Consider the following 13,116-nt stretch of genomic DNA (forward strand, 5'->3'; position numbering starts at 1 on the left):
GTTTATTATAAATGATTTTTGCGGTTTTATCAGTGTGCATTAGTGGTTAACCTTTCGCGGGTTTGCTGCCGCTGGCGAGGAGGGTCTGGAAAAAGGGCTCCTGCGGCTCGCGGGCGACGGTGGTGATGTCGATTTGCCGGAAGCCGGCTTTTTCCAGAAAACCGTGCAGGGTGGTCTCGCGGAAGCCGAGCCAGACGTCGGCATAGAGTTCGCGGGCTTTTTCGAAGGTGTGTTCCTTCAGGTCGAGAAGGAGGAGTTGTCCGCCGGGTTTGAGAATGCGCGCGGCTTCGGAGACGGCGCGCTGCGGGTGTCGCGCGTGGTGGAGCGCCTGGCTGAGGATGGCGAGGTCGACGGAGGCGTCGGGCAACGGCACCTGTTCGATGTCGCCGAGTTTGTAGGTGAGGTTGGCGAATCCGTTCCTGGCGGCGAGTTCGGTGCCGACCTCGACCATGCGCGGGGAATTGTCGATACACCAGACCTGGCGGGCGCGGCGGGCGAGGAGTTGCGAGATGAGGCCTTCGCCGGCGCCGAGGTCGGCGATGGTGATGGCAGGCACGAGGCGCAGGGCGAGGTGGCCGATGGCCTCCCAGGAGCGGCCGGGGCAGTAATTTTTACCGAGCTTGCCGGCGATGAGATTGAAATACTGCTCTTGCTGGTCGCGGCGTTTCTGGAGCGTGCGTTCGAGGTTTTGCAGGTCCTCGCGCATCTCGGGAAGGTTTTCAACGGTCTCGCTGGCGGTGACGAGCAGGTGGCGCGTGGCCGGGGCGAGATCGGGGTGGAGCGAGTACCAGGCGCGTTTGCCTTCGCGGCGGTCGGTGACGACGTCGGCCTGGCGGAGCAGGGCGAGTTGCGAGGAGATGCGCGACTGCGCCATGCCAAGGATTTCCTGAAGCTCGGCAACGGAGAGTTCCTCGCGCAGCAGGAGGGCCAGCAGGCGCAGGCGGGTCGGGTCGGATAAAAGTTTGAGAGTGTCCCAGGAGGCGTTCAAGGCGGCGAAGCGTGGGAGAGGGAAGGGCGCTTGGCAAATCTCCGTGCAGGTCAGGCCGGGAGCGGGTTTTCGGAGGAGGCAGGAGGCGGCGGGAAGAGCATCGCCGGCACGCCGTGCAGTTTTTCGGGGTTGCTGACCATATAGATGGCCCGGATGCGGCCGCCTTCGATGGAAAAGGCGCTGGCCGTGAGGATGCCGTCGCGGCGGCGGGTGAGCGTGCCGGGGTCGCCGTTGATGAGCACGGGGCGATGGTGCGCGCCGACAGAGGCGTGCTCGCGGATACCGACGAGGAAACGCCCGATGTAGAGTGCGCTGCGGATGGGGCGGAGCGCGGATTTCACGCGTCCGCCGCCGTCGGTGTAGAGCACGGCGTCGGGTGCGAGGAGAGTGAGCAGTTTTTCGAGGTTGCCGGTGGCGCAGGCTTCGAGGAACTGGCGGACGAGCGGCTCGGTTTCGGACGAAGAGGGGGCGGGGGAGGGGGTTACCTCGCGCCGGGCGAGCCGGGTTTTGGTCCGGCTCACGATCTGGCGGCAGGCGGCCTCGCTCTTGTCCACGATGCGGGCGATGTCCGCGTAGTCGTGATCGAATACCTCGCGCAGCAGGAACACGGCGCGTTCCACCGGTGAGAGTTCCTCGAGCATCAGCATGAAGGCCATGCCGAGCGAGTCGGCGAGGGCGGCGGCCTGGTCGGGTGTGGTGGCGGTGGTCATGCCGGCGGCGTGGACGAGGGGTTCGGGCAACCACGCGCCGACGTATTCCTCGCGCTGGCGGCGGGCGGAGCGCATCTGGTCGATGCAGAGGCGGGTGGCTGTGGCGACGAGCCAGGCTCGGGGCGAGCGGACGAGTGCGGCATCCTGCTGTTGCCAGCGGAGGAACGTCTCCTGGACGATGTCCTCCGCATCGGCGACACGGCCGAGCATCCGGTAGGCGAGGCCGAAGAGCAGGGAACGGTGTTCGGTAAAAAGGTCGGGCACGGTGAGGCTGACAATGGCCGGGAGCGGACAGATTGGCGAGCGGGCGCCGGAAATCGGCAATCGTTCCGGCGCCCGCCGCGGCTTGCAGGTTGGCGGGAGGTTTTAGTGATCGAAACCCGGCGGCATGCGGAAGCCGACACCGAAGCGGTTCCAGGCGTTGATGGTGGCAATGGCGAGGGTAAGCGCGGCGAGTTCGCGATCGGAAAATTCGCCGCGCACGGCTTCGAAATCCGCGTCGGAAACGTGGCCGCCGGCGAGGCGTGTGAGCACCTCCGTCCAGCGCAGGGCGGCACGCTCGCGCGGCGTGTAAAGATCCACTTCGTGCCAGGCGTTGAGCAGGTGGAGGCGCGGTTCGGTCTCACCGGCCTCGCGGGCTTCGCGTGAATGCATGTCGATGCAGAAGGCGCAGCCGTTGATTTGCGAGGCGCGGAGTTTGACGAGCTCGACGAGCGAGTGTTCGAGGCCGCTGTCGTCCACGGTCTGTTGCAGGGCGAGCATGCCGCGGATCACGTCGGGAGCGGCTTTTGCGTAGTTGAGGCGCGGCACGGCGCGCGCGGCCGGCGCGAGTGTGGAAGCGCCACGGGAGCGGGCGGCGGACGGGTCAGTGATGGTGGTTGTCATACACCGGAACAGACGAAACAGCCGGCGTGTTTGTGACAGGCCGGGAAAACCGGTCTGAAAAACGCTCTCGATTTGATCCGGAAGCTGCTCCACAACGGCCTTTCGCCTACGACTTGCCACATGCCAAAGACGCCCGATTCACCGACAGGAAAACTCGATCATCTCTTTTCACTCAATCGCGCCTGGTCCCGGCAGATCCGCGAGACCGATCCCGATTTTTTCCGCAAACTCTCGCTCCAGCAAAACCCCGAATACCTCTGGATCGGCTGTTCCGACAGCCGTGTGCCGGCCAACGAGATTGTCGGCCTGCTGCCCGGCGAACTGTTTGTCCATCGCAACATCGCCAATGTCGTGGTGCCCTCCGATCTGAATTGCCTGAGCGTGCTGCAGTTCGCGGTCGATCTGCTGAAGGTGAAACACATCCTGGTCGTCGGTCACTACGGGTGCAGCGGCGTGGGTGCGGCGCTGCGCGACGACCGCGTGGGCCTGGCGGACAACTGGTTGCGGCACGTCAAGGACGTGCGCGACAAACATGCCGCGCAGCTCAACGCCATCCGTCCCGGGCCGGAGCGTGTGGACCGGCTTTGCGAACTCAACGCCATCGAGCAAGTTGTGAACGTGGCCCAGACGACCATCGTGCAGGACGCCTGGGATCGCGGCCAGGACCTGACCGTGCATGCGTGGGTGTACGGCCTGCGCGACGGCCTCGCACGCGACCTGAACCTGTCGATCCGCCACCGCGGCGACATCGGGCGCAGCTACGAGCAGGCGATCCGGCCGGCGGAGGGCTGAGCTGCCTGAGCGCCGGCGTGGTCAGCCGGCGGGTACGGCACGATGGATCCCGAAATTTGTCACCTTGATCTCGCTCCACACGGTGCGCAGGCCGAACCAGCCGGAGAGGAGCGGCGCCTTGTCGCTCACGTCGAAAAGCACCTCGCCGTCGCGCGCGTATTGGACACGGCCGTTTTCCAGCGCGACGAGTTCGATCCGGTACACGCGATCCGGCTCCAGCAGCACGCCGGGACCCTTCAGGTCGTGTTCGGGGAGCAGGGGTCGGGCGCCGCTGCCGTCGTAGCGCCGGAAGCGTGTAGTGGTATTTCCGTTACCTCCGTAACCGACATAATAGGTTTGCAGCGTGTCGTAGCTGGCAAATGTGCCGTCGCGCGAATGTCCGGCGGCGAAAAGATCGTCGGGTCGCTCCGGGTCGGAGGCCATCCAGAAACAGTTCAGGTCGGACACACGGCTGCGGCTCGTGACGACGGCTTCGTAGCGGATGAAGACGGGCGCGCGCAGCCGCGGGCGAAACCACACGGTGCAGCCGGACTTGTCGGCGATGACGAGGCGACCGTCCTCCGCCCGGACCGAGCCGCCGGGTTGTTGCTCGACCCGCCACCGGTCGAGTCCGTCCCGGAACGTGTCCCGGTGGAGCAATTCGCCGGGCGCGGCGGCGAGGACCGGCGAGGACGCGGCGTCGGGGATGGACGGGACGGGCGGGAGAAACGGATCGGCGGATGACATGACGGACGGAAGATGCGGTTACAGGTGAAACCGGAAACGCCGCCGCGCCCAACCGGATTTTACCGTCCGGCTGGTGAAACGGAATCGGACTGTCAGTTTTTCGCGACATCGCCGCCAGCCGGCGGAGGCACGCCGGAGGGCGCGGCGACGCCGCTGCGGGCGATGAGGCGTTCGAGCTGTTTGCCGCGGGCGTCCTGCTCCAGGCCGGAAAGCCAGGTGCGCCAGGTGTTGGGATAGACCTTGTAGTGCCGGCGGAAGGCGCGGCAAAAATCGCTGGTGCTGTTGAACCCGCATTGCGGGGCGATGACGTCCAGCGTCTCGTCGGTGCCGGCGAGTAGCCCGGCGGCCTTGTCGAGGCGGAGCTGCATGAACACCTCATGCGGACTGCGCCCGTGCACGAGCCGGAACTGGCGTCGCAGATGCGCGGGGGAGATGTGGACCGCGGCGGCCAGCGCATCGAGCGTGGGACGTTCGTGCAGATGGGCGAGATACCAGTCGACGGCGCGCTCCACGCGTTCGACGGCGAGGGTTTCGAGCGGGAGTCCGGTATCCTGTTTGTGTTCGCGGAGCAGGATCAGGCTGAGGTCGATCAGGGCGCGCTCGAAGAGCAGCAGCGAGACCGGCGTCGGATTGCGGTAATGGTTCTGGAGCGAGGCCGCGAGGTTGCGGAGAAACGTGATGTCGGGCTTGCGCAGCGGGGAGGAGAGGTGGCGCGGTTCGCGGCAGGCCTCGCGGATGGCATCCGGGACCGAGGGGAAGTGGAACACCACCCGTTCGAAAGGAGCTTCGGAGACCCAGCCGTGCAGGGTTTCGGGCGGGAAAACCCAGAGTGTGGGGCCGGAAAGGGGAGGATCGGGCAGGTCGTAGAAGGAGGGGCGAAGCTGGCCCCGGAGGTTGGCGTAAAACTCCCAGTTGAAGCGGGAGCTCACGTCGATCGCCTCGACGGAGAAGTCTTTGTACCCGGCGGCCAGATAGCGCAGCATTGCGTGCGAACAGGTGTTCGCCGGCGGGTGGAAAGTCAATCGCTCTGCGGTGCCCGCACGGTCGGTCCGTCCACCCAGCGGGCGGGAAGCAGGGTGGCCGAGGCGGTCGCCGGGATGCCGCAATCGTTGCGCAGGAGTTGTCCCGCGAGCAGCTCGATGCCGCGCGCGCCGAGCGTGGCGGGTTGCAGGTCGAGGCCGGCGCAAGGCTGCTCGCTGTTGGTGAGGTTGAGGCAGCAGAAACCGTGCGTCTGCGGCACGTGCGCGCCGGCGGCGGTCATCCACCGGAGGAGGACGGGGTCGTGGCCGAGTACGACGTCAGGCCGGGTGGCGCGAAACCAGCGGGTGAAGGCGGCCTGCTCGGGGCGGTCCAGAATCAGCGGCGAAGGTTTGCGCCGCGTGCCGCCGTAATACGCCGGCCAGATCCGGCCGGCGGCTTCCCAGCGATGGAGGAGCCGGGCGTCGTGGGAGCGGTGCAGCACGAGGCCGGGCCGGCGGTAGCCGAGGGCGTGAAGCCGGTCGAGCGCGAGGAACAGGGCGCGGTGGTGATCGGAGCAGAGCGTATGCAGGGCGGGACGCGCGATCACGTGATCGGCATAGAGGCCGGAGAAGCGGCTCCAGTCCAGTGCGGAAAGATCGGGCTCCTCGCGGACGGGCAGGATGAAGAGGCCCCGGATGCCGCGCGCGAGAAACACCTCGCCGAGGCGCCGGAGCGAGAGCCGGTTGCGGCCCAGCCCGGGCGAGAACAGCTCGGTCTTGAAACCGAGCTCGCCGGCGCGCAACGAGGCCCCGCGGGCGAGTTCGCCGTGGAAACGGGCGGAGCCGGGCGGACGGCCGGCGGGGCCGTCGGGATCGAGCAAGGCGATGACACCGCGAAACGTGCCGGAACGCGAACGGCGCATCTCGGACATGAGCGCGCCGGCCAGCGGATTGTGCCGGTAGCCGGCTTCACGCGCGGCCTCGAGGATGCGGCGCGCAGTGGCGGATTTGACGCGGGGGCTGCCGCGCAGGGCTTCCGACACGGTGGTGCGGGACAAACCCAGCAAACGGGAAAAGGCGCGAAGCGAGAGTGGCGAGTCGGGCATGGTGACAGTCTGACAGTCAGATTCAGCCAGGATGGCGCCGCCGGCGCAAGGGCCGCGAAATGAAAGATGCCGGACAGGATTATCGCCGCCTGACGTTTGCCGACGACGGCCCGCTGCGGGATGATTCGCTGCGCCGGCACTGTTGCCGCGATTCCGCGACGGCGGTTCACCGGATTCACCGTTTTTCAGACTCAGCCATGTCCGCTCTCACTCGCCGGGCTTTTATCAAAAATTCCGCCTTCGCCGCGGCCTCCCTGCCGCTGGCCTCTTCGTTGTTGCGGGCGCAGCCGGCCGCGTCCTCCGCTTTGCCGCCGGCGGTGCCCGTTTCCGCGCCGGTTGCGCCGGGCGGGGCTTCGCTGCGCTGGCTCGACGGTGCGCCGCCGGCCGTGCAGCCGGGCGCAGCCTGGGGCGTGCCCTGGCCGCGCGGCGAGGTGAAGGCGGGGGAGCCCTTTGCCTTGCGCACGGCAGCCGGCGCGGCCGTGCCGGTGCAGACCTGGCCGCTGGCGACCTGGCCGGACGGATCGCTGAAGTGGACCGGCCACGCGATCCCGGCCGGCGCGGCGACAGGCCGGGACGGTGAGGCGCAAACGCTGACGCTGCTGGCGGGCGCCGCGCCGGCCGCACCCGCGCAGCCGGTGGCCGTGACGGAATCGGCCGACGCGGTGGAGGTTTCCACCGGCGTCATCACCTGCCGGATACCGCGCCGGGGCGGCGTGCTGGTGGCGACGATCCTCCGCGACGGCCGGGAAATCGCCCGGGCCGGCCGGCTGGTGGCGTTGCGGCAGGCGGACGCGCCCGATGCGGACGCGGCTGCGGCCGTCGCAGTGGAAGCATTTGCCGGCGAGGTGACTTCGCTCGCGATCGAGCAGGACGGCCCGGTGCGCGCCGTGGTGAGGCTGGAGGGCAGTCATCGCAACGAGGCCGGGCGCGCGTGGCTGCCGTTTGTGGTGCGGCTGTATTTCCATGCGAGCGGCGAGACGGTGCGGATGGTGCACACGTTTATCTACGACGGGGACGAGCACCGGGATTTCATCCGCGGGCTGGGCATCCGGTTCGATGTGCCGCTGCGCGATGCGCCGCACGATCGCCATGTGCGCTTCACCGGCGAGGGCGCGGGGCTCTGGGCGGAGGCCGTGCGGGGCGTCACCGGCCTGCGGCGCGATCCCGGCAAGGAAGTGCGCGCCGCCCAGGTGGCCGGCCTGGCCACGCCGCCGCTCTCCGCCTGGGACAAGCGCGTGTCGTCGCGCCTCGACCTGATCCCGGCGTGGGGCGATTACACGCTGAGCCAGCTTTCCGCCGACGGTTTCGGGATTCGCAAGCGCACGAAACCGGGCCACGCCTGGATTCAGGCCGCCTCGGGCCGGCGCGCGTCCGGCCTCGCGTACCTCGGCGGACCCTCCGGCGGCTTCGCTTTCGGGCAGCGGTATTTCTGGCAACGTTACCCGGTGCAGATCGACATCCGCGGCGCGGCGCAGGAGGCGGGCGAGGCGGCGGAGGTCACGAACTGGCTCTGGTCGCCCGAAGCGCCCGCGATGGACCTGCGTTTTTACCACGACGGCCTCGGCATGGATACGCACGAAAAGGAACGCGAGGGGCTGGAGATCACCTACGAGGATTACGAAAAAGGCTTCGGCACGCCGCACGGCATCGCCCGCACCAGCGAACTTTTTTTCCACGCGCTGGAGGCGACGCCGCCGCGCGGGCGTTTCCCGGAACTGGCCGCCGCGCTCGTGCAGCCGGGCGTGATCGCCGCCGCACCGGCGCACCTGCGCGCCGCGGGCGTTTTTGGCGACTGGAGTCTGCCCGACCGCTCCGCGCCGGAAAAGGCGCGTCTCGAGGACCAGCTCGACCACCTCTTCGCTCTCTATGCCAGGCAGGTCGAGCAGCGCCGCTGGTACGGCTTCTGGGACCACGGCGACGTGATGCACACCTACGACCGCGACCGCCACGAATGGCGTTACGACGTGGGCGGCTACGCGTGGGACAACTCCGAGCTCTCGCCCGATCTCTGGCTCTGGTACACCTTCCTGCGCTCGGGCCGGGCGGACGTTTTCCGCCTCGCCGAGGCGATGACCCGCCACACCGGCGAAGTGGACGTGTATCACCTCGGCCGGTTCCGGGGGCTGGGCACGCGGCACAACGTGCAACACTGGGGTTGCTCGGCCAAGCAGCTGCGGATCAGCACGGCGGTGTATCGGCGTTTTTACTACTACCTGACCGCCGACGAGCGCACCGGCGACCTGCTGCACGAACTGGTCGATGCCGACGAGGCGTTCCTGACGCTCGATCCTCTCCGCAAAATCCGGAAGGAGCCGATCCCGCCGCCGGCGCGCTCCGCCGTGAGCGTGGGTTTCGGCACCGACTGGGGCTCGCTGGCCGCGGCCTGGCTGACGGAGTGGGAGCGCACGGGCGACACGCGGGCGCGCGACAAGCTGCTGGCGGGCATGCGCACCATCGCCGCACAGCCGACCGGGTTTTTGGCGGGCGGCGGAAGTTTCAATCTGGATACGGGCGAGTTTGCGGTGGAGACGGAGGCGCGGATTTCCGTGTCGCACCTCAATGCGGTTTTCGGCCTTGCGGAGATTTGTTCCGAGCTGGTTTCGCTCGTGGACGTGCCGGCCTTCCGCGAGGCGTGGTTGCGGTATTGCCGGCTTTACAATGCAAGCGCCGACGAGCAGCGAGCGGCTCTCGGCCGCGACCTCGGCAGACTGAACCTGCGCGAATCACATGCGCGTCTCACGGCCTGGGCGGCGCGGAGTACGGCCGACCCGGATTTGGCGGCGCGGGCATGGCAGGAGTTTTACAGTGGCCGCTCCGGTCTCGGCGTACACGACGACTTGCATCCGCGCGCGATTGTCGGCCCGGCGGTGCTCAATCCGGTGGAGGAGAGTTTCGGCCTCGGCACCAACGCCACCGCCCAGTGGGGTCTCGCGGCCATCCAGTGTCTCGCCCTCGTCGGCGACCGGATGCCGGCAGGCGTGGAGCCGGCCCCGACAGACGCGCCTGGATGACAAATCCGCTTTTCGTATCCCCCGTGCGCTCGCTCCGCCTGTTCCGGCTTCCCTCGTCCGAAGGCGGCCGGAACAGGTCGACGCGGGGAATGCTCCCTGTCATGCCATCACTTCGTCCTGATTTCCTTAACCGGCACCGGTCGCTCCCTTGAAACGGCTTTTCCTTTTGTTCGCCTTCCTTCTCGCGTTGTCCTGCGGCGCGCAGGATTCGCCGTGGGAACTGGCCGCGCGTTTCGATTTCAACGCCGCCCGGCAGGCGCTCCGCCAGGCGGCCGGGACCGGCGTCGAAAGTGCCGACGCCGCCGAAACGCGCGAATTGCTCCAGGCTGCCGTGCTGCTCGGCGTGCAGCCGCGCACGGAGGACAACGTCCGCCAGGCGCTGGCCGGTGTGCGCGCGCTTTCCGCGCGCCCGGGCATCTCCGAAGACACCTTCGTGGCCGCCCGCTACCTTGAGGCGCGGATTCTCGGCCTCCACCTCGAACCGCGCGACGGCGCGGGCGCGCGGACGATCCATGCCGATCTGCTGGAACACCACCGCGCCCATCCGCTCGCGCAGCAGGGCGCGGCGACGCTGGCGCTGGGGCTTTTGTATGACAACGCGCAGGCGGAGCGGCCGGAGCGGCTGGCGGCGGCGGAGGCGCTGCTCGCCCGGGTCACATCGCCCGAGGCGGAGCGCGACCTGCGTTACGTGATCGGCCATGCCCGGCTGCGTTGGGGGCTGGGGATCGGGGAGGCATCGGCACATCTGGAGCAGGCGGCGCAGATCGGGTTTCACCAGCAGCAGCGGCAGGCGTCGCTTTACGTGACGCTGGGGCAACTGGCCGAGGAGCGGGGCGACCTGGCGCTGGCCCGGGAGAGTTACCGGAAATTCCTGCAACTGGCCCGGCGCGATACGCGCGTGCATGCGATCGGCGAGCGGCTGGCCGCGCTGGAAGGCAAGCCGGGAGGTGAGGCGGATGGCGATTCATCCGGAGTTTCAACACCCGTCGGCCCGCTGGCGGGCGGAAAGGAGGCGCATCGGTGAAAAGCAGGCTCGTACCCTTTGTCGGCCTGGCGCTGCTGGCGGCGGTTTTTGTGCTCGCGAGCTGGCAGCAGATGCGGCGCACGCGGGAGCGGACCGATCCCGGCGTGAGGGAGATTCACCTCGGTCATTTTATGATCCACGCGGGCATGCGCGAGGGGCTCGACGAGGTCATCGCCGCCTACGAAAACCTCAACCCGGGCGTGCGTGTGAAACAGGACGCCGTGCCGCTCCGGGCGTGGTCGGCCTGGCAGCGCGCGCAGTGGGCGGGCGGCACCACGCCGGATATCATGCAGATCGGCAAGGACACAGGCGACCTGGAGCTGGGCCGCTATTACCTCGCACTCTCTCCCTGGGTGGAATCACCCAACCCCTACAACCGTGGCACGCCGCTGGAAGGTATCCCTTGGCGGGATACGTTCGTGGACGGGCTGAGCGGAGGCACGGGCTACTCGGCGGCGCTGGGCGACTCGTACGGCATCCCGTCGCAGGTGAACACGCTGCGCCTTTTTTACAACCGCAGTCTCCTCCGCGCCGTGACCGGCCGCGACAAACCGCCGGCGACGTTCGCGGCGTTGCTGGAGGTCGGGCGGGCGGCGCAGGCGTGGTCGGCGGACCGGGCAGGGGAGGGCGCCGGCCCGGACGGGCGGCGGGCCATCGTGCCGCTGGCCGCGAGCGGACCATACGCGGGGTTTTTGTTCGATTTCCTCTCGCAGAGTTTCACCGGCGAACTGGCGCGCCCGTTCACGCCGTCGCGGACGCTGCGGCCGGAAATGACCGACGTGGCGCGCGCGGCGCTGGAGGGGCGCTGGTCGCTGGACGATCCGCCGGTGCGCCGGTTGCTGGAGGCGTGGGCCGAGGTGGCCGCGCTGTGCCCGCCGGGCTACCTGACGCAGGAGCGCGAGGACGCGCAGTTTACCTTCGTGACGGGGCGTTCGCTGTTTCTCGTCGCGGGAAGCTGGGACAACGCCGGGGTGCTCCAGGAAGCGGGTTTCCCGGTCGGCGTGGCGCGGTTTCCCTTCCCCGGACGCGGCGAGGGCTACTGGGGCGAGTTTTCGTCGGGACCGTATTCGGAAGCCAATGCCGGCTTCGGCGCGGAGCTGGCGGTGGCGCGGACCTCGGCGCATCCGGAACTGGCGATCGATTTCCTGCGCTACCTGACGAGTTACGAGGCGAGCCGCCGGCTCACGATCCGCAGTCGCCGGTTGCCGGCGATCGTCGGGGTGCCGGTGCCGGAGGAGATGGAGCCGTTCCTGCCGCGCACGGATGGTGCGGCGGCGGGTTTTTCGGTGGTCATGAACGGCCTGCCGGGCGGCAACACCGCCCTCTTGATGAAGCAGCAGTTTTACCGGCTGGTGAATCGCGGCGGCGAACCCGGCGACGGCGCGGCGGCGGTGGAGACGTTCGTGGCGGCGGTGCGACCGGGCTGGGAGCCTGCGTTGCGGCGCGATCTCGCCCGGGCGACGCAGGCGCGTCTGCCGACGCTGCGCGCGGCGGACGTGCGGGTGGCCTTTGCCGCCACGGACGAAAGGACCGCCACCGGCGAACGCGCGGAGCGGATCGCCGAACTGCGCGAGGCGATGCTCGACCAGGAGGCGGGCTGGTATCAGTTGCGCGAGGCGCCGTGAACCGCCAGGGTGGCATCGTCCCATGGCTGTCACGACCGGATTTCACGTTTCCGACGAGGTGCGGGCGCTCGGCGTCCGCGGTGTGTTCGTCCACCTCGCGGGGTTGACCAATCGCCGGAGCGATCCGGCCTTCGAGGCGTACAAGGCCGACCTCGCCAGGCGTCTGCGCGAGGTGTACGACGACGATTTTGTCGAAAACGATCCCGTGCTGGCCGGTTTCCGGACGCTGCACAAAAAGGTGGGTCGCTCGAACAAGCACTTCCCGGCGGCTTCCGAGGCGCTGGTGCGGCTGCTCCGCCGCAAGGGCATCATCCCCTCGATCAACCTGCTGGTGGACATCTACAACTGCGTGTCGCTGGAGACGCGCCTCGCACTGGGCGCCCACGATGTGACGCGAGTGGAGGGCGACATTGCGTTGCGGCTCACGGACGGGTCGGAGCGATTCGTCCCGCTCGGGGCGAGCGCGCCGGAGGTGGTGCCGGCGGGCGAATACGGTTACGTGGACGGCAGCAACGAGATCCTGTGCCGGCTCGACTACAAGCAGGTCGAGAAAACCCGGGTGACGGAAACGACGACGGAGGCGTTTTACATCCTGCAAGGCCACGCCGACACCTCCGGCGAAGTGCTGGAGGCGGCGCTGGCGAGGCTGCTGGAACTGACTTTTGCTCACTGCGGCGGGACAACCGTAACCGTCTGGCGGGAGTCCGGCAGCGGAACGGCTTGATCACGTCGCTCCGGCCCGGAGTACCGGGTATTTATGGTCGCTAGCCACAAATACCGATTTTTGGAATATACCGGTGCCAGTCGATCATTAATATTCTGGTTTTGAGGGAATACTCCCGCACTTGAGTAGTATGATTACCATCTTATTATCAGGTTGATGAAGCCTGATCCGAATCAAGGAATCCGGTTTTTATGGTGAGCGGAAATGTCAATTCGGAGAGCGGTGCGTGTCCTTTACCGGCGCATAGATTAGTGTTTTGGTATGGATAGTAGATAAATGAGGTATGGGCGCAGGGCAGATGACAGGAATCTTTCTTCCGGAAACAAGCGGTGAACGGTGCCTGAAGACGGGTTTCCCGAGCAGGGAGATACCGCCACATCCTGTCCATTCCGCTACCTCCCGGGCACCTTGGTCCGGATCCTCTTTTTAATCGCCTGCGTGACAACACGAGGCTCCCCCGGCCGCGCTCTGCGGAAAGCGGGGACTCCATGAAACAAAACATAACGTTGTCATTATGAAATCAGAAAATCGTACACGGTCTGGGCGCCACCCTCTGTCGTTCCGGG

At 67.6% G+C, this 13,116-nt stretch carries 11 protein-coding genes; 5 read left to right on the forward strand and 6 right to left on the reverse strand.

Annotated features, from left to right (window positions below; genetic code table 11):
- Positions 1-46: 46 nt before the first annotated feature.
- The 3 genes from OPIT5_20685 to OPIT5_20695 form a co-directional block, all read right to left on the reverse strand.
- Entirely contained in the window at positions 47-988 is a 942-nt protein-coding gene (locus OPIT5_20685; GenBank protein ID AHF92307.1) for a transcriptional regulator, read from the reverse strand.
- Between the two features lie 50 nt (positions 989-1,038).
- Complete coding sequence (locus OPIT5_20690; protein ID AHF92308.1) at positions 1,039-1,977, reverse strand: RNA polymerase sigma24 factor; 939 nt, start codon at positions 1,975-1,977, stop codon at positions 1,039-1,041.
- Between the two features lie 87 nt (positions 1,978-2,064).
- Positions 2,065-2,676 (reverse strand): alkylhydroperoxidase, encoded by a 612-nt coding sequence (locus OPIT5_20695; GenBank protein ID AHF92309.1) that lies wholly within the window; start codon positions 2,674-2,676, stop codon positions 2,065-2,067.
- 27 nt (positions 2,677-2,703) lie between these two features.
- Here OPIT5_20695 and OPIT5_20700 point away from each other — a divergent pair, with 27 nt between their 5' ends.
- Complete coding sequence (locus OPIT5_20700; GenBank protein ID AHF92310.1) at positions 2,704-3,375, forward strand: carbonate dehydratase; 672 nt, start codon at positions 2,704-2,706, stop codon at positions 3,373-3,375.
- Between the two features lie 21 nt (positions 3,376-3,396).
- Here the strand turns inward: OPIT5_20700 and OPIT5_20705 are convergent, their stop codons facing one another.
- The 3 genes from OPIT5_20705 to OPIT5_20715 form a co-directional block, all read right to left on the reverse strand.
- Positions 3,397-4,101 (reverse strand): hypothetical protein, encoded by a 705-nt coding sequence (locus OPIT5_20705; protein AHF92311.1) that lies wholly within the window; start codon positions 4,099-4,101, stop codon positions 3,397-3,399.
- Positions 4,102-4,193: 92 nt separating this feature from the next.
- Positions 4,194-5,084: a hypothetical protein gene (locus tag OPIT5_20710; protein AHF94558.1), complete on the reverse strand. Its 891-nt coding sequence runs from the start codon at positions 5,082-5,084 to the stop codon at positions 4,194-4,196.
- A gap of 35 nt (positions 5,085-5,119) precedes the next feature.
- Positions 5,120-6,166, reverse strand: coding sequence for a hypothetical protein (locus tag OPIT5_20715; protein ID AHF94559.1), 1,047 nt, complete (start codon positions 6,164-6,166; stop codon positions 5,120-5,122).
- 197 nt (positions 6,167-6,363) lie between these two features.
- On the opposite strand from OPIT5_20715, the gene OPIT5_20720 reads away from it, so the two are divergent.
- The 4 genes from OPIT5_20720 (at position 6,364) to OPIT5_20735 (ending at position 12,550) form a co-directional block, all read left to right on the forward strand.
- Positions 6,364-9,177, forward strand: coding sequence for a hypothetical protein (locus OPIT5_20720; protein ID AHF92312.1), 2,814 nt, complete (start codon positions 6,364-6,366; stop codon positions 9,175-9,177).
- 148 nt (positions 9,178-9,325) lie between these two features.
- Positions 9,326-10,201: a hypothetical protein gene (locus OPIT5_20725; protein AHF92313.1), complete on the forward strand. Its 876-nt coding sequence runs from the start codon at positions 9,326-9,328 to the stop codon at positions 10,199-10,201.
- On the forward strand, positions 10,198-11,826 hold the full coding sequence (locus OPIT5_20730) for a sugar ABC transporter substrate-binding protein (GenBank protein ID AHF92314.1): 1,629 nt from the start codon (positions 10,198-10,200) through the stop codon (positions 11,824-11,826). The genes OPIT5_20725 and OPIT5_20730 overlap by 4 nt, the downstream gene beginning before the upstream one ends.
- A gap of 22 nt (positions 11,827-11,848) precedes the next feature.
- Entirely contained in the window at positions 11,849-12,550 is a 702-nt protein-coding gene (locus tag OPIT5_20735; protein ID AHF92315.1) for a tRNA ligase, read from the forward strand.
- Positions 12,551-13,116: the final 566 nt, after the last annotated feature.

It is taken from the genome of Opitutaceae bacterium TAV5, from assembly GCA_000242935.3.
In the GTDB taxonomy this organism is placed as follows: domain Bacteria; phylum Verrucomicrobiota; class Verrucomicrobiia; order Opitutales; family Opitutaceae; genus Geminisphaera.

Coding starts and splice junctions, on each gene's coding strand:
- OPIT5_20735 (AHF92315.1), top strand. CDS start 11,849: ATGGCTGTCACGACCGGATTTCACGTTTCCGACGAGGTGCGGGCGCTC.
- OPIT5_20705 (AHF92311.1), bottom strand. CDS start 4,101: ATGTCATCCGCCGATCCGTTTCTCCCGCCCGTCCCGTCCATCCCCGAC.
- OPIT5_20720 (AHF92312.1), top strand. CDS start 6,364: ATGTCCGCTCTCACTCGCCGGGCTTTTATCAAAAATTCCGCCTTCGCC.
- OPIT5_20700 (AHF92310.1), top strand. CDS start 2,704: ATGCCAAAGACGCCCGATTCACCGACAGGAAAACTCGATCATCTCTTT.
- OPIT5_20715 (AHF94559.1), bottom strand. CDS start 6,166: ATGCCCGACTCGCCACTCTCGCTTCGCGCCTTTTCCCGTTTGCTGGGT.
- OPIT5_20710 (AHF94558.1), bottom strand. CDS start 5,084: ATGCTGCGCTATCTGGCCGCCGGGTACAAAGACTTCTCCGTCGAGGCG.